The 18858-nt window shown below is 72.9% G+C and carries 14 protein-coding genes; 2 read left to right on the top strand and 12 right to left on the bottom strand.

Annotated features, from left to right (window positions below):
• Positions 1–18: 18 nt before the first annotated feature.
• The 11 genes from MTF69_RS40200 to MTF69_RS40150 all read right to left on the bottom strand — a co-directional run bounded on the left by MTF69_RS40200 (position 19) and on the right by MTF69_RS40150 (position 15388).
• Entirely contained in the window at positions 19–837 is an 819-nt protein-coding gene (locus MTF69_RS40200) for a phosphate ABC transporter ATP-binding protein (RefSeq protein WP_243341751.1), read from the bottom strand.
• A gap of 11 nt (positions 838–848) precedes the next feature.
• Entirely contained in the window at positions 849–1748 is a 900-nt protein-coding gene (locus MTF69_RS40195) for a sortase (RefSeq protein WP_243341750.1), read from the bottom strand.
• Between the two features lie 110 nt (positions 1749–1858).
• The gene (locus MTF69_RS40190; RefSeq protein ID WP_243341749.1) at positions 1859–3859 is read right to left on the bottom strand and encodes a WxL protein peptidoglycan domain-containing protein; all 2001 of its coding nucleotides are present in this window, start codon (positions 3857–3859) and stop codon (positions 1859–1861) included.
• A 227-nt stretch (positions 3860–4086) separates the two neighbouring features.
• Positions 4087–5661, bottom strand: coding sequence for an Ig-like domain repeat protein (locus tag MTF69_RS40185; protein ID WP_308401516.1), 1575 nt, complete (start codon positions 5659–5661; stop codon positions 4087–4089).
• A 38-nt stretch (positions 5662–5699) separates the two neighbouring features.
• Positions 5700–6695: a substrate-binding domain-containing protein gene (locus MTF69_RS40180; protein WP_243341748.1), complete on the bottom strand. Its 996-nt coding sequence runs from the start codon at positions 6693–6695 to the stop codon at positions 5700–5702.
• A gap of 207 nt (positions 6696–6902) precedes the next feature.
• Complete coding sequence (locus MTF69_RS40175) at positions 6903–9596, bottom strand: hypothetical protein (RefSeq protein ID WP_243341747.1); 2694 nt, start codon at positions 9594–9596, stop codon at positions 6903–6905.
• The gene (pstS, locus tag MTF69_RS40170) at positions 9596–11395 is read right to left on the bottom strand and encodes a phosphate ABC transporter substrate-binding protein PstS (protein WP_243341746.1); all 1800 of its coding nucleotides are present in this window, start codon (positions 11393–11395) and stop codon (positions 9596–9598) included. Before pstS ends, MTF69_RS40175 begins: the two co-directional genes overlap by 1 nt.
• A 69-nt stretch (positions 11396–11464) precedes the next feature.
• Positions 11465–12688: a phosphate ABC transporter permease PstA gene (gene pstA / locus MTF69_RS40165; RefSeq protein WP_243341745.1), complete on the bottom strand. Its 1224-nt coding sequence runs from the start codon at positions 12686–12688 to the stop codon at positions 11465–11467.
• Positions 12689–12819: 131 nt separating this feature from the next.
• Complete coding sequence (gene pstC / locus MTF69_RS40160) at positions 12820–13836, bottom strand: phosphate ABC transporter permease subunit PstC (RefSeq protein ID WP_243341765.1); 1017 nt, start codon at positions 13834–13836, stop codon at positions 12820–12822.
• 2 nt (positions 13837–13838) lie between these two features.
• Entirely contained in the window at positions 13839–14363 is a 525-nt protein-coding gene (locus tag MTF69_RS40155; protein WP_243341744.1) for a hypothetical protein, read from the bottom strand.
• Between the two features lie 569 nt (positions 14364–14932).
• A complete protein-coding gene (locus tag MTF69_RS40150; RefSeq protein WP_243341764.1) occupies positions 14933–15388 on the bottom strand; it encodes a DUF2000 domain-containing protein in 456 nt (151 codons plus the stop codon).
• 430 nt (positions 15389–15818) lie between these two features.
• Between MTF69_RS40150 and MTF69_RS40145 the strand changes: the two genes are divergently transcribed.
• Together MTF69_RS40145 and MTF69_RS40140 are read left to right on the top strand one after the other, a co-directional pair.
• A complete protein-coding gene (locus MTF69_RS40145) occupies positions 15819–17807 on the top strand; it encodes a discoidin domain-containing protein (protein WP_243341763.1) in 1989 nt (662 codons plus the stop codon).
• Between the two features lie 82 nt (positions 17808–17889).
• A complete protein-coding gene (locus MTF69_RS40140; RefSeq protein ID WP_243341743.1) occupies positions 17890–18489 on the top strand; it encodes a TetR/AcrR family transcriptional regulator in 600 nt (199 codons plus the stop codon).
• On the opposite strand, the gene MTF69_RS43995 is transcribed toward MTF69_RS40140, so the two are convergent.
• Entirely contained in the window at positions 18456–18848 is a 393-nt protein-coding gene (locus tag MTF69_RS43995; RefSeq protein WP_374325530.1) for a hypothetical protein, read from the bottom strand. The two genes, MTF69_RS40140 and MTF69_RS43995, sit on opposite strands and share 34 nt — an antisense overlap.
• Between the last annotated feature and the right edge of the window lie 10 nt (positions 18849–18858).

Genomic DNA, 18858 nt, shown 5'->3' with positions numbered 1-18858 from the left:
GGGACGGAGCCGCCGGGGTCAGCCGAAGCGGCCCTGGACGTAGTCCGAGGTGCGCGGGTCCGCGGGGGTGGAGAACATGGCCGCCGTGGGTCCGTGTTCCACGATCCGGCCGGGCGTGCCCTGTTCCGCGAGGAAGAAGGCGCACTGGTCGGAAACCCGGGCCGCCTGCTGCATGTTGTGCGTCACGATCACGATGGTGACCTCGTCGGCCAGCTCGCGGACGGTCTCTTCGATGCGGCGCGTGGAGGTGGGGTCCAGGGCCGAGCAGGGTTCGTCCATCAGCAGGATCCGCGGCCGGACCGCGAGGGAGCGGGCGATGCACAGCCGCTGCTGCTGGCCGCCGGAGAGCGCGCCGCCCGGCTGGCGGAGCCGGTCCTGGACCTCCTTCCACAGCCCGGCCTTGGTCAGGCACTCCTCCACCAGCGCGTCCTTCTCGGCCCCCGAGGCGCGGGTGCCCGTCAGCTTGAGGCCCGCCGTGACGTTGTCGTAGACCGACATCGCCGGGAAGGGGTTCGGCTTCTGGAAGACCATGCCGATCCGCCGGCGGGCGTCGGTGAGGCGCCGGCCGCGGGCGTAGACGTCCTCTCCGTCGAGCAGGACCTCGCCGGCCAGTTCGGCGCCCGGGATCAGCTCGTGCATCCGGTTCAGGATCCGCAGGAAGGTGGACTTTCCGCAGCCCGAGGGGCCGATCAGGGCCGTGACCTGGCCGCCGGGCATCGTCAGGGAGACGCGGCCCAGGACCTTGCGGCCGCCGAACCACGCCGAGATGTCCCGGGCGTCGAGGGTGGACGCCCCTGTTGCGGGGAGCGCCGGGAGGGGGATCGTCTGCGTCGTCATCACGGCCTCGTTCACAGGAGGTTGGGCAGGAGGAGTGCGGCCTGGTCGGCGACCGCCAGGCCGAGGGCCGCCAGTACGGGGAAGCCGACCAGCCAGGTGTGCGCGCGGCCCCAGCGGATCCGCGCCCAGGCCAGGGCCGCCGCGGCGAGCAGCAGCCCCTGCGCCCACAGGATCAGCGGGAACCAGGCCGAGGTCTGGCTCCCGAGCGGGGCCTCGTCCGCGGCCAGGTGCCCCGGAGTGCGGCCGCCGGACTGCTGGACGGGCGTGGTGAGTTCGGCGTCGACGTGCACCACGCCGTGCGGCATGTACGGGGTGCCGTCCGCGGTCATGAGCGTGAGCAGGGCCGCGTCGCCGGTCGGCCGGGCCGGCTGCGGGTCGCCCGCGCGGCGGACGCCCAGCACCTTGTACGTGTGCTCGCCCTGGCCGGTGACGACCAGGAAGGTCTCCCCGCGCGCCAGGTCCGCGATGTGGGCGAAGGGGCCGCCGTAGCCCGCCTGGCGGCCCATGAGGATGCTCGTGCCGGGCTGGCCGGGCAGGACCGTGTCGCGCCGGTGGCCGGGACCGGAGGCCAGTACCCCGGAGGTGGTCGCCTCGCGGACCACTTCGCGCAGCCCGATCTGCGGGATCTCCAGCAGGGCGACGGGAGTACCGGGCGTGGTCGGGCCGAGCGGCGCCGTGGCGTTGGCGAGCTGTTCCCGCAGCTGTGCGTACCCCACCCGGCGGTCCCGCTCGTGGCGGAGGTGTCCGAGCGGGCCCACTTCCGCGACGAAGCCGAGGAGCAGGGCGCCCAGGATGGCCAGGGCCGCGCCGGTGGCCCACAGGCCGGGTGGGCCCGTACGCCCCGCCGGGGCCTCGGGGGCTCCGGCGGGGTCGGGGCGCACGTCCACCGGCGGGGTGGAGGTGGCTGTCATCGTGTCTTCTCCGAACGCGGATGCGGATGCGGGTGCGGGTGCTGCGGGGGTGCGGCGGTGCTACGGGGGTGCGGCGGATGCGGCTGGTGCGGCTGGTGCGGCGGAACCGGTCAGTTGCCCGAGAAGGTCAGCAGGCCGCGGCGGCGGGCCCACCAGACGAACGCTCCGCCGGTGATCACGAGGCCCGCGCTCAGCAGGCCGAGCGTGGTGGCGTTGGCGCCGGTGTTGGCCAGGCCTCCGCCGGGGCCGCCGGAGCCGCCGGCGGCCCCGCCCGAGACGTTGGTGGAGACGCCCACACTGCCGCCGCTCGTGGTCGTACCCGTGGAGGCCGACGCGGACGGGGAGGGCGTCTCGGACGGGGTGGGGGCGGGGGACGCCGACTCCGAGGGGGTCGGCGTCGGGGTGGCGGTCGGCGTCGGCGTCGCGGTGGGGGTGGGCGTCGGCGTGGGCGTGGCGGTGGGTGTCGGGGTGGGCGTCGGCGTGGGGGTGGGCGTCGGGTTCCCCGTCCCCGGGTCCGTCGTCTGGTACTCGGTGTTGGAGGTGAACCACAGGGAGGCCGCGAACTCCCCGTAGATCTCCGTGCCGAAGGCCTTGCGGCACACGACCGTCAGGTCGTAGCGGCCTTCCAGGGTGGTGAAGCCGGCCTGGTTCGCGTAGTCCCGCATGGTCATCGTCAGCGGGATGCCGATGCCGCCCGTCTCCGCCGGCGGGTACGTGGTGATGGGCGAGTTGCCGACCACGTTGAGGCCCTCGGCCGGGAAGCCCTTGCCGGCCACCTTCATCAGGATGTGCGTGGCGGGCTCCGGGCAGGCGGCCGACGTGGTCACGTCGACGCTGCTGCCGTCGTTGCCGGTGGCCGGGTTGATCTTCGCCGAGCCGGCCGCGGCGGCGGCTTGGGCCGCCGTCGGCACGGTCAGGGCCAGACCCACGAGGGCGGCGGCCGCGGTCGCGGCGCCTGCCGCGAATCGCCGGCTGGGGCGGGTGAACTGCACGATGGACTCCTTCTTGGCGTTCTGGCGTTCGTTCGTAGGGGAGGTGGCGCTCCGGCGGGCCGACGCGGCGGCCGCGGCGGCCGCGGACCGGGCCAGGCGCCTGCGGCGCCACACCCACAGCCCGCCCCCGGTGATCACGAGGACCAGCGCGAGCAGCGCCCACGGGACCGTCCACAGCGACACCGATCGGGTCAGGGACGGAAGCTTGGGGTCCACGCCGTCGCGGGCGGCGACCGGCTGGACGGAGACGACGGCGGAGGACCTCAGCACCTGGGCCACCCCGTCGGCCTTGGCGGTGATCGTCAGCGAGGTGCCCGGCAGCAGGTCGCCGAGGTCCTTCACCCCGTCCGCGGTGACGGAGGTGCCGAACAGGCCGTTGACGCGTACGGCCTGCCGGGCGCCGAGCCGCACGTTGCCGGTGTTGCTCAGGGTGTACGTGACGGTCGCCGAGCCCTCCGAGAAGGGGTTCGCGGATCCTTCGTACGAGGCGGTGACCTGCTGGACTTCCAGGCGCGGGGTGAGGGTCCCGGCGGCGCGTACGTAGACGCGGGCGCCGACCCGCTGGTCGAGCCTGACCTTGTTGCCCTGGGCGTCCTGGGCTCCGGCGGCGAGCGAGGCGACGATCCCGCCGGTGTGGTCCCCGGGGGTGACCTCGCGGGGGACGGTGACGGTGAAGGGCACGATGACGTTGCTCTTGGCCGGGACGGTCACCTTGTCCTTGTCCAGCTTGATCCAGCTGCCGGCGTCCTTCGGGGCCTGGCCTGCCGGGAGCAGGTCGAAGCCGCCGTCGACGGTGTTGACGGCGTCGCTCGCGTAGACGGCGAGGGTGAGCGGCTGCTCGCCGTAGTTCCAGATGGCGATCTGGTCGCGCGTCGTGGCTCCGCCGGTGACCCCGTAGGAGAAGTGGGGCCGGGCGTCGGGCCCCTTCGGCCCGGCGGGCTGCACGCCGAAGGTGGACTTGCGGTCCTCCCCGGGAGCGGCCGGGGCCGAGGCCGCGGCCTGGGCCGGCGCTACGAAGACCAGCGCGAGCAGCGCGAGCAGGAGGGCGAGGAGCGGGGCGGCCGGGGCCGGCGGGCCGGGACGGCGGCCGCGCCGGGTGGCGGGGGCGGTGGGGTTCATGGCTCGGGCGTCCGATCCGGAGAAGGGCTGCGGCGGGCCGGCGGGCGGCGGCTGCGGCGGGCGGGCAGACAGACAGACAGGCAGGCAGGCAGTGCGAGGCGGCTGCGGCGGGAAGGCCGTGGCGGGCGGGCAGCCGGGGCGGCTGCGACGGATCCAGACGTCAGGGGCGGGCCGGAGCGGGGCCGCGGGACGGCGCGGGCCGCTCCGGCCCGGAGCTCACGCCTGGATCAGATGGCGGTGAGCGTCAGGGTGGCGGAGTACGTACCGGCCACCGTGGAGGTCGGGGCGTTCAGCGCCAGGTCGGCGGTGACGTGCGCGGTGCCGAGACCGGTGCCGTTGGCGAGCGTGCGGGCGGACTTGAGGCCCGCCGTGCCCGAGTCTCCGCCGGCCACGCCGTTGGCGGCGGGAACGGCGGAACCTGCCGTCACCGTCTGCGCGGGCGCCTTGTCGACGAGCTTCGGGGTCCAGCCCAGGTTCTGGCCGTTGATGGCGTGGGTGGCACCGTCGGAGAAGTCGGTGACCTGGCCGCTGACGGTCCAGCCCGGGTTGCCGGCGCGGGTGTCGGTGAGGGTGACCGGGTTGATGGAACCGGCCGTGGTCAGCAGGTCCCCGTCGGCGTTGAGCACCGGCGAGGGCAGCGTGACCTGCGGGTTGGCGACGCTGATGGCCAGCGCGCCCGAGTTGACGGTGGTGGTGATCGTCTCCGAGGCGGAGACACCGGCGAAGGCACCCACCACGTACGGGATCGCGCCCGAGTCGGAGCCGGTGAAGGCGCCGGCGTCGGCCGGGACGAAGACGGCGGTGAAGGAGTGGTCGCCCACCGGGAGGCTGCTGGTGTTCAGCACCGCGGTGCCGTTCGCCACCGGGACGGTGCCCAGGGTGACGGTGGAGCCGGCGACGGTGTCGGTGAACTTCACCGCGCCCGCCGCGCCCGCGGGGGTGACCGTACCGGTCAGGGTCACCGGGCTGAACTGCGGCGCGGTGCCGGCCGGGGAGACGGCCAGGGCGGTCGTGGTGGTCGTGGCCGGGACGGCCGTGACCACGTAGGAGACGGCGGAGGAGGCCGAGCCGTTGTACGAGGCGCTCGCCGGCGTGAAGACGGCCGTCAGGCTGTGCGTACCGGCGGTCAGGTTGGACGTGGTGAGCGCCGCGGTGCCGTTGTTCACGGTGACCGGGGTGCCCAGGTCTGCCGCGCCGTCCTTGAACTGGACGGTGCCGCCGGCGCCGGCCGGGGTGACGCCCGCGGTGATGGTGACGGGGGTGCCCGCCTGCGCGGGGCCGGCCGGGGTGACCGCGAGCGAGGTGACGGTGTCGGTCTTCACCGCCGGGTCGGTGTTCTGGTAGGTCGTGTTCGAGGTGAACCAGATCGCGCCGGTGTAGTCGCCGAGGCTGGTGCCGTTGAAGGCGGTCCGGCAGATCACGGTGAAGTCGTACTTGCCCTGGAGGGTGGTGAAGCCCGCCTGGCTGGCGTAGTCCCGCATGGTGGAGGTCAACGGGATGACCATGCCGCCGTTGGCAGCGGTCGGGTAGGTCGCGATGGGCGAGTTGCCGACCACGTTCAGGCCCTCGGCCGGGAAGCCGGAACCCGCCACCGTGACCAGCACGTTGGTGGCGTTGGCCGGGCAGGCGGCCGAGGTGGTGAAGGCGATGCCGGACGTGTCCGCGCCGGTCGCCGGGTTGATCTCCAGGGTGCCGATCGGGGCGGCGTACGCGGCGCTCGCCCCGGCCAGACCCGCCGCGAAGGCGGTGGTCACGGCGGCGACCCCCAGGGCCATGGTCCGCAGAACTCTGTTCTTCAGCACAACGTCTCCAGAATGTGAAGCTCGGGCGGCGATCAGGGTCACGGGGTCTGCTTGGTGGTGTCGCCACAGTTCGGGCTGGTGGCGAAGCCGTAGGTGTTGATGACCGAGGTCTGCTTGCAGATCTCGGAGTTGGGGCCGACGAAGACCGTGCTCCACGGAGCCGTGGCGACCTTGTTGGTCGGGATCACGTTGTAGACGTCGCGCTTCACGCCGAACCCGCTGTTGAGGACGGTGGGCGCCGTGCCGTCGACCGTGCCGAGGATGGCGCGGCCGCGCAGGTCCGCGATCGTCTGCGAGGACTGCGACTGGTACTGGGCGATGGAGAAGGGCACGATCGACTTGTCGTCGAGGAGACGGCCGTCGTGCTCCTGCACCGGGGTGGTGCCCTTCTTGTCCTTGATGCAGGGGTAGATGCCCGCGACCACGTCGGCGTCCGTGATCCCCATCTGGGACTGCCAGAAGCTGCGGGTGCCCGAGCCGGCCTGCGGCAGGTAGACCGTCATCGCATAGTTGGGGCCCGTGCCCACGTAGTTCGGGTCGCAGTGGTAGATCGCCTTCAGGTCGGCCAGCGACAGCTTGCGCGGGATAGCCGACCCGGGGGTGATGGCGTAGCTGACGCCGTCGACCGCGAAGGGCACGTAGGTCAGGCCCGGTGCCGCCGCCGCCAGGTTCAGCGAGGAGGAACGGGCGAAGTCCAGACAGCCGTTGCTCGCCTGGAGGGAGGTGAGCAGCGCGGAGCGGCCGGCGCCCGAGCCGTTCGGGCGGGCGATGGTGCAGTTCGCGTTGACCGCCGGGTCCTTGGTGGTGATGTTGGCGGAACCGGTGGAGTCGTAGGAGCCGATGACCTTCTGGCCGCCCACGGTGATGGTCGCGGCCAGGCCGTTCATGACGTCCTGGGTGGTGTCGGAGCCGACGCCGGAGAGCTGGCGGTACGGCGGCGGGCCCGACGGGTCGGCGGCGGCGAGGCCGGCTCCGGCGATGGTGGCCGCGAGAGCGACTGCCGAGACGCCGAAGACGATCTTCTTCTTGTTCACTTGGGATGACCCCTCAGCTAGGCTGCGCCCGGGTGGTGCCCGGCGCGCGTGGGATGAAGTTCCGTTGGCGCGGATTGGTCAGACGGTTGTCGCCGGGCACCACCTCCTTTCGTCGTGGGGAGCCGCGGGACGGGATGCGGGCTTCGGTCAGTCCTCGTCCGCTTCGGTCAGTCCTCGTCCGCTTCGGTCAGTCCTCGTCCGCTTCGGTCAGTCCTGGTCCGGCGGGCTCCAGTCCCTGGGGCCCGCCTTCTTGTGCGTCGCCCAGTCCGCCGGAAGGTCCGCGGGCCCTCCGGACGCCACGGCCGCTCCCCCCGCCGCGCCGCGCAGCGACCGCAGCCACGGCACGGCCCTGGGCAGGAAGCGCGGGAGCACCGGTCCGGCGAAGGCCGCGAGCGCCCCGACCACGAGGCAGATCAGCAGGACGTTGCGGATGGCTCCGACCACCCAGTCCGGGGTGGCCCCCGTCGCCTGGGCCGCCGGGGCGCCCGAGGTGCCGGTGGCCCCCGCGCCGCCCGTGGTGGCCGCGGCGGCGGCACTGGGTGAGGCCGTGGCGGGGACGGTCGGGGCCGCGCCGCCCGCGGCGGAGCCGGCGCCCGCCGTCGAGCCTCCGGAGGCGGAGGTCCCCGTACCGGCCGCGCCGGAGTCCGAGGGGGCTGCCGCGCCGCCCGGGCCGGACGGCGTACCGCCGGCGCCGCCCGGGGCCTGGCTGCCCGGCGCCGAAGGCTCCGGCGCCGGTGTCGGCTTCTTGCCCGCCTCGGTGCTCACCCGCTGCGCCGCCGCCCGGGTCTGGGCGCGCAGGGCCTCCGGCAGCGGGGCGTAGCCGTGCGGCAGGCTGCCCGCGGACACGCCCGGGGTCTGCCCCTGGGCGGCCGCGTAGGCCAGCATGGCGCCGTAGTCCTTGCCCTCCGCCTCCGTGAGGTCGGCGGGGACGGTGGCGGCGTAGGTGAGGACGGTGAGCGGGTACGCCGCCGGGTCCGCGGCCGCCGGGTCGGGGAAACTGACCCCGTCGGCCCCGGCCTTGCGGGCGTTCGCGGCGGCGATCAGGGCCGCCGGCTCGGGGGCGACGAACTCGCCGCCCGCGTTGAGGAGTTCGGCGCGCACCAGGCCGTACCGGTCGGCGGTCGCGGTGTCGGTGACGGCGAGCACGGCGCGCGAACCGGCGAGCTGCGGCGGGTCCTTCTTGTAGGCGGGCGGGGTCGCCGTGGCGTCCCAGGAGGTGCGGGCCAGGGTGTCCCCGCGGCTCGCGGCGCGCGCGGCGGCGTGCATGTCGGTGGCGTAGGGGTGCTTGTCCTGGATGCAGAGCGGGGACTCCGGGTGCTCCTCCGGGAAGGGCTGGCAGTACGGGTCGCTCTTGGGGAAGGTGTCCAGCGGCACCGCCAGCCCCCGGTAGTTCGGGTTCACGGCCATGCCGGCGTACGAGGCGTCCCCGTGCGCGCCCGTGTTGTCGGGCGTGCCGTCGAGGAACTCCCGCGCGGCCGGGTCCCGGGCCACCCAGTCCCACAGTTGCCGGGTGCTGTCGGCGAGCGGCTGCGGGACCAGCGCGTCACCGAGCTTGCCGCCGAAGTCCAGCCCCGCGTAGTCGGGGTTGTGGTGCATGAACTCCGGGTCGTGGCCCAGGTTCACCGGGTTCTTGGCGGTGCTCTCGGCGAAGCGTGAGTTGCCGTCCTGGTAGGACTCGGTCAGCAGCTTCGCCACCAGCCTCGGGGTCAGCCGAAGGGTGCCGAGCCGGGTCCCGTTGCGGGCCCTGACCTCGTCGGGAGCCTGGAATCCGGCCTGGCTCTCGATGAAGAAGCCGATGGTGATGCCGGAGAGGGCCACGGGTGCGTAGACGGGCTTGCGCTCGGGGTCCACCGGCGCGGGCCGGCCGAGGAAGACCAGTCCGGGCGTCCCGGAGAGCAGTTTGACGCGGGCCGTCTCGTCGGGGACCTGGGCGTAGCCGTAGATGGCCTTGCCGCCGGTCTGACAGAGGGCGGGCTGCCAGCGGGTGACGGCCTCGGCGGCCATCTCGCTGCCGATGGTGCCGCGTTCCTCGGCGCCGATCGGGCAGTAGCTGCCCAGGGGTTCGAAGCCGAGCGGGACGACGATGCGCTGCTTCCAGTTGGCCGGGCTGAGCGGGGAGGACTGGAGCTGGCCGCCGGACTGCGCGGTGTACGGGCTGCCGTCGACCTCCTTCTCGCCGCGCGGCACGATCACCAGCCAGCAGCCGCGGCCGGTCACGGCGCCCTGGGTACCGGGGACCGCGGAGCCGCAGCCGAGGCCGGGGGCCTCGACGGCGGTCTGGGTCTCGAACCAGACCTCGCCGGTCCCGCGGGCGTTGGTGCGGGCGTAGGGAACCTCGTTGGTGCTGTTGACGTCGTAGAACTCGTTCCAGTTGCCGGGACTGACCGGGTCCCCGCCCACCGTGCGGAAGGGGGCGTAGGAGATCCCGCTCGGGGTCGGGGGCGGCAGCGGCTCGTGTTCCGCGTCCTGGAGGTTGGCTCCGTAGTTGAGCTGGCGGGTGTTGGTGTAGGCCCCGGCCTGGCTGCCCGCGCCCGCTCCGAGGGCGGAGGAGCCGCCGAACTGGCACTGGTCGACGGCGGGCCCGGTGGCCTCGTCGCCCCAGCACTGCATGATCTGGAGGTAGTTGGCGCTGTAGGCGGTGTCGGAGACGGTGGGCTTGCCACCGGTCCAGGAGATCTTGACGACCTGGCCGACGAGGTTGCGGGTCTGGCCGACCGTCACCTTGAGGCCGGCGAAGTCGCCGGCCCCGGACACGGTGACCTCGGAGCCCTCCCCGCCGGCGGCGTACGCGGCCTGCGGGCCCAGGCCGGCGGGCCCGGAGGTGGCGACCACGGGGAGCAGCACCAGGCAGAGCGAGCCGAAGAACAGCCGGATCCGGCGCTTCGGGAACGGTGTGCGCATCAGGACCCGCCTCCCGTGCGGCCGCGCCGCGTCAGGCGCCGGGTGAGCAGCGGCGGGGCGACCGTGACGGCCAGCAGGATCAGGGCGCCGAGCACCATCAGGACGCTCTGCAGGGTCCCGCCGATGCCGGTCGAGGTGGTGACGGGGATCCCGAACAGGTCGGCCGCGCCCGCCGCGAGGGGCTGCCCGGTCACCGGGTCGACTCCCCCGCCGTCCGCGCCGCCGCTGCCCGAGCCGTCACCCGTACCGCTGGTGGCGGCTGCGGCGCCGCTCGCACCGCCGGCTCCGCCCGTGCCGCCCGCGGCCGCGCCCGCGGAGCCGCCCGTGGCTCCGCCGGAGCCCGAGCCCGTACCACCTGTGCCGGCGCCGCCCGTGGCACCACCCGTACCGCCTCCGGAGGCCGCGGCGCCGCCGGAGGCCGCCGTCCCGCCGCCACCGGAACTGCCGGTCTGGGTCGGGGTCTTGTTGCCGCCGGTGCCGGTCTCGCACTGGGTGGGGCCCTGCTTGTCGCAGGCGGCGGGCATCGGGGCGGTCTCGGCCAGCGTGTTCCTGCCGTCGGCCGAGAAGGTGGGGTTGCGGCAGTTCTTGATGTCGATGTTGGCCACGGTCACGCCGGGGATGCGGCGGACCTGCTCCAGGCCGGCCTGGACGAGGTTGATGGGGAGCGGCGAGTAGCCGAGCCGGTCGACGGAGCGCTGGCCCTCGCAGAGGAAGTAGTAGGCGAAGGCGCCCAGCGCCTTGCCCTTCTGCGGGTTGAAGTTCGATTCCTGCGCGGTCGGGATGATCATGTAGCTGTAGCTGGAGAGCGGGTAGGTGCGCTGGTCGTCACCCGTGTAGACGCCTTCCAGCTTCTGGGTGAGGTCGACGGGGTCGATCTGCGCCTTGCCGAGCGACACGGCGACGTTCTGCGCGGTGGGCTCGGTGTAGTAGCCCGACTTGTTGAGGATCTTGGCGACCGGGAAGCCCGTCGTGGAGACCGCGTAGGAGTACTCCACGTACGTGATGGTGCCGATGTTGCCCTCTTGGGCCACGTAGCCGGAGACGCCGTTGGAGCCGGACTGGCCGACGAACCCGCGGCCGGCGATGGTCGGGAAGTTGGAGGTCTGCCCGCAGGGGGTGGAACGGCCGGCCCTGGCGCAGTAGGCGTCCCACAGCGAACCGTGCTGCGTGCTCAGCCACTTGGTGAGCTGGGCCGTCGTGCCCGAACCGTCGGAGCGCACGACGGGGACGATCTTGCGGGCGGGGAGGGAGGCGGCGAGGCCCGGGTTGTCGGCCTTGATCGCCGGGTCGTTCCAGGTGGTGATCCCACCGGTGAAGATCTTGGCCACGACCTCGCCGGACAGCCGGAGGTTGGTGACCCGGCGGTTGCCGATCTTGAGGTTGTACATGAAGGCCGTACCGCCCGAGACGATCGGCATGTAGCCGAACTTCCGCGCGGGCGGCGGGTCGACGACCCCCGAGTCCTTGATCCCGTAGGGGATCTCGGAGACCGCGAAGTCGACGGTGCCGTTGCGGAACTGGTTGCGGCCGTCGGACGATCCCGTACCGCTGTAGTTGACCGTCATGCCGTACTGCCTGACGTTGGCCCGCCACTGGTCGAGGGCGTTCTGGCTCCAGGTGGAACCCGCGCCGGAGACCGGTACGTAGCTCTCGGCGGCGGCGGGCGCCGCGCCGGGCAGGACGGCGGCCAGCGCCGCCAGGAGCAGCGCGAGTCCGCGGACGAGCAGGCGTCCGCGCCGGGCGGGTGCGCGGTCGCCCGAAGGGGCACGCACGGGGTATGCCGGGGGTCGTCCGGGCATGGGTAACTCTCCTGATCGGTCACAGATCGTACGAATGGACGCGGCGCGGGCCGCGAAGGGCGGGGCGGTCTACGCCCGGGGCGGAGGTACGGCCTGCCACCCCCGTGGCTCCGGCCCCCCGGCCTCTTCTTCGGCCGGAGCGAGGTCCCGCTCGGCGGCCCGGGCCCGCATCCGCTCCATGTCACGGGCCGACGCGAGGACCCGGCGGTGCTGGGCACCACGGCTGAGCTGGCCCGGGGCCTTGCCGCCGATGAGGCGGGCGAGCACGAACAGCAGCAGCACCAGGGCCATCAGCAGGGCGGCGCAGCCGAACCCCCGGGCGATCATGGACTTCTCCGGGGACTGGACCAGGCTGAAGACCGCGAGCGGAAGGGAGAGTTGCGGCCCCTCGAAGGGATTGGCGTTGAGCCCGTTGGCGATGCCCGAGGTGAGCAGCACCGGGGAGGTCTCCCCGACGCCGCGGGCGGTGCCCAGGATGACGGCGGTGGTCAGTCCGGAGCGGGACGTGGGCAGGACCACCGTCCACACGGTGCGCCACTGGCCGGCGCCCAGGGCGTAGGAGGCCTCCTTCAGCGAGCCCGGCACCAGCCGGATCACCACGTCGGAGGCCCTGATGACGATCGGCAGCATCATCACGGACAGCGCGAGGGCGGCGGCGAAGCCGGACTTGTCGAAGTGGAGCAGCAGGATCCAGGTCGCGTAGACGAACAGGCCGGCCACGATCGAGGGCAGCGCTGTCATGGCTTCAACGATGGTGCGGACGAACCGCGCGTAGCGGCCCGGGACTTCGTTGAGGAACACCGCGCAGGCCAGCCCCAGCGGCACGGTCACGGCCAGCGCGATGCCGATCTGCTGCAGGGTGCCGACGATGGCGTGCAGCGCCCCGCCCTGGGTCAGCGGCTCCAGCGGACCGGTGGCCGCCATGTCCTCGGTGAAGAAGTTGAGGTGGGCCAGGGCGTCCCAGCCGCGCATGAGCACGTAGCCGACGACGAACACCAGGGCCGCCAGCAGCAGGGCGGCGACGCTGTGCACGAGGACCTGCGCGAGGCGGGCCCGCACGGTGGCGGCGGACTCGTCGAGGGACACCAGGACGGCGTAGAGGGCCATGAAGGCCAGGTAGAGGACGACCATGAAGCCGAGGGGGGCGTTGAAGGGCAGCAGCCGGCCGAACAGCAGGGCGGTCACGGCGAGCGCGGAGGCGGCCGCGCCCACCATGGCCAGGACGTCGCGGACGTGCAGGGTCGCGGTGTTGCGCCGGTGTTCGGGAGGGATGCCGGCGCCGTCGAGCACCACGGGCGGACGGACGGTGGCGACGGGCGCCTCCGGAGCGGCCGGAGCCCCTGTAGCTCCCGGGGTTCCCGGGGTTCCCGGAGTTCCCGGAGCGCCGGCGGCACCCGGGCCGTGCGGCCTGTGCGTCAGGGCGGTCATGCGTCGGCCCCCGCTCCGGAGCGGCTGCGGGCCACGACCGAGGAGGCGATGAAGTTGACCACCAGGGTCATCAGGAAGAGGGTGAGGCCGGCCGCCATCAGGGCGGACATCCCGAGGGGGCTGGCCGAGCCGTAGCGCAGGGCGATCAGGGCGGACACGGAGATGGCGCCGTTCTCGAGGATGTGCGGCTGGATGACGAAGACCGGGGAGATGATCAGGAAGACGGCGATGGTCTCCCCGAGCGCGCGGCCGAGCCCGAGCATGGTTCCGCCGATGATCCCGCCGCGGCCGAAGGGCAGGACGACGGAGCGGATGACGCCCCACTGGGTGGCGCCGAGCGCGAAGGCGCCCTCGCGTTCGCCGGGCGGCGCCTGGGCGAAGGCCTCGCGCATCACCGAGCAGGCGATCGGCGTGACCATCAGGGCGACGACCATGCCGGCGATGAAGGTGGAGGAGGTGTAGAAGGTGTTGGGGTTGAGCGGATCGCCCGGGTCGTCACCGGCCACCGCGAAGGGCGGGAACCAGCCCAGGTAGGTGGTGAGCCAGCGGGACAGGCCGACCACGTTCGGCTGGAACAGGAACAGCCCCCACAGGCCGTAGACCACGCTGGGCACCGCGGCCATCAGGTCGACCAGGCTGATCAGGGTCTGCTTGATGCGGCGCGGCGCGTACTCGGTGATGTAGAGGGCGGTGCCCATCGCCAGCGGCAGCGCGAAGAGGATCGCGACGCCGCCGATGAGCAGGGTGCCGACCAGGACCGCCGCCACGCCGAAGTTGTGGGAGTCGGGCTCCCACGCGGAGGTGGTGAGGAAGGCCCAGCCTGCGTCGTCCAGGGCCGGCAGCGCGCGGCCGCCGAGGAAGACGCCGACCAGGGCCATGATGAGCAGGACGGCGGCGCCGGCCGTGCGGGCCGAGCCGCGGAAGATCCGGTCGGCCGGATCGCCGCTCTTGGTGAGGGCGCGCGGGGCGATGTGCTCGTCCCCGGGGGCGGCCGGAGGGATCACCGTGGTCATGGTCACCGCAGGCCTCCCCCGCGCAGGGCCAGCCCCGGCGCGTCCCCGGCGCCGGGCAGCCGCAGACCGCGCAGCCGCCGGGTGTGGGTGACGCCGGAGGCCACCTGCGCCTCGGCGGTGGCGGCCAGGAACAGCTGGAGGCTGTGCCGGCATTCGCGCTGGCGACGGAAGGTGCGGACGGCCACGGCCACGCACTGTTCGTCGAGGACGAGCTGCCAGGTCCAGGCGCCGATGCCGGACGCGGACACGGAGCCGGTGCCGGAGCCGGACACGGAGCCGGAGCCACCCGGGACCGCGCCCCCCACCCCACGGGTACCCGCAGCGGCCACCGCACCCGTGGACATCGCCACGATCGGGACGGCCTCGCCGATCCGCTCCCGGAGCCGTTCCACGGCCGCACCGCAGGCGCCCAGCGCACGGAACACGGAAGGGCTGCGGCCGAGTTCGTGATTGTTGGAGCCGACCAGGCGCCAGGTCACGGCGTCGGGCCCGCCGCCGTGGCTGCCGTGGCCGCCGTCCCCGCACACTCCGTGCGATCCCCCCGCCGTCGGCGCAGGCGCCTGACGTCTTTCTACGTCCACCCAGGACACGAACAGAAAACGTGGCTGAGACACCGGACCGCCCCCTTTCCCCACAAGCCGTGCGTGGCCGGAAAACGGCCACCCACCCATGGCCGCGGGCATGACAATCCACGGGGCGTAGGACTCTGGGGCACACGGATCGGTGAAGCAGAAACGGAGAACACGTGAACGCGCGGCGGAGGCGCGTTTCGCCTGCGGCGACCGGAAGTTGGCGGGGAGCAGGCCACGGGAGGCCTCCGCCGGGACCCGCGGGCCCGTTTTTCGACCCGGCGGCAGCCGGACCCCGCACCCGCGGCCGAGTGGCCCCGCACGGACCACCCCTCGGCAGGGAGCGCGCCCGTGGACCCCGGGGCACCTGCCCGACCCGCAGGAGCCGCGTGGCCGAAAGGTCACCCCCCTGCGCGTCCGCCCGGCGTCCTCCCGGGGTTCACCCGGCGCCCGCCCGGCCGGCCCGGCGACCCGCCCGGCCCGGCCAGCCGGCCACACCGGGCCGGCCCGTCAGCCCCGACCGCCCGTCAGCCGTGCATGCGGGCGCCCTTGAGCACCTTGTCCACGGAGTTGCGCGCCCCGTGGACGGCGATCCCGACCAGGTCGAGCTGCTCCTTGCCCACCGCCGCCACGGCCGCCCGGTTGGCCCGGTCGTGGCCCGTGCCGAACAGGTCCGAGGTGAACACCGCCGTCGCCAGCGCGCGCCGCACCGCCCGCTCGTGCGCCGCCGTCACCGTCTCCTTGCCGCCCTCGAAGACCAGTACGGGCTGGCGGAACATCGGCAGGTAGGGGGTCCCGTCGGCGTCCTCGTACGGCTCGCCGACCACCTCGGGGCAGGCGGTCCCGAGCCCGCTGACGAGGAACGCGGTGACGTTCAGCCGCTGCCACGTCTCCAGGTCGTCGCGCAGCAGCACCGCGATCTTGGTGTCGAACCGCACGGGCAGGTCCAGCCCGTCCGCCTCGTTCCGCTTCTCGCTCTGCATGTCGTTCTGCATGTCGTTCTGCATGTCGTCGCTCATGCCCTGAGACTGCCGGGCGTCCCGCGCACGGTCTTGTACGTTCCTTGCGCGCAGCCCCCGCAGGAGGTTTCGGCCTGGACCGACCCCCTACCGCATCCCCCTGACGGCGGCCCTCCGGACGAGTAGGGTGACGATCCATCAGGTCACGTGACCCGGACTCTTGACTCTGTACCCGGCAGTAGCGATTCTCGACGCAATGCTTGCGCGGGACATGACAAACAGGTGCCAGGGCGGCCACGCCTCCGGTGGACCGTGTCTCGACCGCGCCCTCCGCCGACCGAGGACGTGAGTAGTGGCCCTGATCCGAGAACCACGAAGGCAACGACCGGAGGCCCGCCCCCACCGGCGGCGCAAGCCGATCGCGATCCTGTCCCTGCTCCTCGGCCTGCTCGCCATGGCGCTCGGCCCCGTACCGGGAGCGGCGGCCGACAACGGCTGGTGGAACCCCACCGCACGGCCCGCACCCGACTCCCAGGTCAACGTGACCGGCGAGCCCTTCAAGGGCACCGACGCCCAGGGCAACGTCCGGGGCTTCGTCGACGCGCACGACCACATCATGTCCAACGAGGGCTTCGGCGGCCGGCTGATCTGCGGAAAGCCGTTCTCCGACGCCGGGATCGCCGACGCGCTCAAGGACTGTCCCGAGCACTACCCCGACGGCAGCCTGGCGATCTTCGACTTCATCACCAAGGGCGGCGACGGCAAGCACGACCCCGACGGCTGGCCCACCTTCAAGGACTGGCCCGCCCACGACTCGCTGACCCACCAGCAGAACTACTACGCCTGGATCGAGCGCGCCTGGCGCGGCGGCCAGCGCGTCCTCGTCAACGACCTCGTCACCAACGGGGTGATCTGCTCGGTCTACTTCTTCAAGGACCGCAGCTGCGACGAGATGACCGCCATCCGCCTGGAGGCGAAGAAGACCTACGACATGCAGGCCTACGTCGACAAGATGTACGGCGGCGCCGGCAAGGGCTGGTTCCGCATCGTCACCGACTCCGCCCAGGCCCGCGAGGTGATCAAGCAGGGCAAGCTGGCCGTGGTCCTCGGCGTCGAGACCTCCGAGCCCTTCGGCTGCAAGCAGATCCTGGACATCGCCCAGTGCAGCAAGCAGGACATCGACCGCGGGCTCGACGAGCTGTACAACCTCGGCGTGCGCAGCATGTTCCTGTGCCACAAGTTCGACAACGCCCTGTGCGGGGTCCGCTTCGACGAGGGCGCGCTGGGAACGGCCATCAACGTCGGTCAGTTCCTGTCGACCGGCACCTTCTGGAAGACGGAAGCGTGCGCGGGCCCGCAGCACGACAACCCCATCGGCCTGGCCCCGGCCGCCGCCGCCGAGAAGGAGCTGCCGGCGGGCGTGAGCGTGCCCTCGTACGCTTCGAACGCCCAGTGCAACACCCGCGGCCTCACCGACCTCGGTGACTACGCGGTGCGCGGCATGATGAAACGCAAGATGATGCTCGAACTCGACCACATGAGCGTGAAGGCGGCCGGCCAGGCCTTCGACATCCTCGAGACCGAGTCGTACCCCGGCGTGATCTCCTCGCACAGCTGGATGGACCTGGGCTGGACCGAGCGGCTCTACAAGCTCGGCGGTTTCTCCGCCGCGTACATGGGCGGCGCCGAGGGCTTCAGCGCCGAGGCCAAGCGGACCGACGCGCTGCGCGACAAGTACAACGTCGGCTACGGCTACGGCACCGACATGAACGGCGTCGGCGGCTGGCCCGGCCCGCGCGGGGCGAACACGCCGAACCCGGTCACGTATCCCTTCCGCAGCACCGACGGCGGCTCGGTCATCGACAAGGTGACCACCGGCCAGCGCACCTGGGACCTCAACACCGACGGCGCCTCGCACTACGGCCTGGTGCCCGACTGGATCGAGGACATCCGGCTGGTCGGCGGGCAGGGCGTGGTCGACGACCTGTTCAAGGGCGCCGAGTCCTACCTGCGCACCTGGGGCAACTCCGAGCAGCACAAGGCCGGCGTGAACCTCGCGGCGGGCACGGCCGCCTCGGCGAGCTCCGCCGAGTGGAACCCGTTCATCAGCTACGCGCCCGGCAGGGCCGTGGACGGGGACCGGGGCAGCCGCTGGGCGAGCGACTGGAGCGACGACCAGTGGGTGCAGTTCGACCTGGGCTCGCCGTCCCTGGTCAAGCGGGTCACGCTCGAATGGGAGCGCGCGTACGGCAGGTCGTACCGCATCGAGCTCTCCCCGGACGGCACGAACTGGCAGACGGCCTGGTCCACGGCGAGCGGTGACGGCGGCCTGGACACCGCGCAGTTCGCGGGGGTCCCGGCCCGGTACGTACGCGTCCACGGAGCGGGACGCGGTACCCAGTGGGGTTACTCCCTGTACGAAGTCGGCGTATACAGCAGCTGACGGCGTCGAGCGGGGTGTCCGGGGGCCGGTGCGCCCGCGGACACCCCGCCCGGGGCGCACCGGAGCGAAGGGGAACCCGTACATGGCACGGATGCCGTTGACCGACCGGCGCAGGCAGCTGACGGAGGCGGCGATCCGCGCGATGACCCGCGACGGAGTGTCGAGGACGACGACCCGGTCCATCGCCGCGGAGGCGGGCGTCTCCCTGAGCGTCTTCCACTACTGCTTCGACTCCAAGCAGGCACTGCTGGAGTCGGTCATCGAGACCATCACCGCGCACTACGTCACCCTCGTGAAGGCCGCCATCGTGCCGAGGCCGACGCTGCGCGAGACGATCCGGGCCGGCTTCCAGGCGTACTGGGACCACGTGGTGGCCAGCCCCGGCGCACACATGCTCACCTACGAGCTCACCCAGTACGCGCTGCGCCAGCCGGAGTTCGGGCACCTGGCGCGCAAGCAGTACGAGTCCTACTGCGACACGTACACCGAGCTGCTCGAGGAGCTGCGCCGGATCACGCCGTTCGAGCTGAGCGTGCCCGTGGCCGTGCTGGCCCGCTATCTGGCGGCCATGACGGACGGGGTGACCCTGAACTTCCTGGTCCTCGGCGACGAGAAGGCCGCCGCGGAGATCCTGGACATGGTCACCGATCACGTGGCCGGTCTCGTCGTCCAGACGAGCTGACCGACCCTCAGGCGGCCACCCGAAACCCGATGTTGGACGTGGAGCTGTCGGGGGTGTCGGAGCTGCGGGCCGCGACCTTCCAGGTCGCGCCGGACACCGCCCGCCACGACGGAACCCCCTCCACGGCCGGTGCGGTGCCGGCGACCTCCGCCGCGAGCAGGCCGGCGAAGACGAAGGAGAAACCGAAGTCCTCGGCTTCCGTGACATGTCCGGTGGCCTTGACGAAGGGTGGCGTACTGGGCGTTCGTCACCGTGGTCGGTGCGATCCGGAAGGGCGCCACCGCGACCTCCCTGACGGGCCCCTCCCCGTCCGCCGGGAATCCGTCCGCCGGGAATCCGTCCGCCGCCTCGGTACCCATGAGGAACCGG

The organism is Streptomyces sp. AP-93 (assembly GCF_022808175.1).
GTDB lineage: Bacteria > Actinomycetota > Actinomycetes > Streptomycetales > Streptomycetaceae > Streptomyces.
The sequence above is the reverse complement of the archived record's forward strand: the minus strand, read 5'-3'. Positions and strand labels throughout refer to the sequence as shown.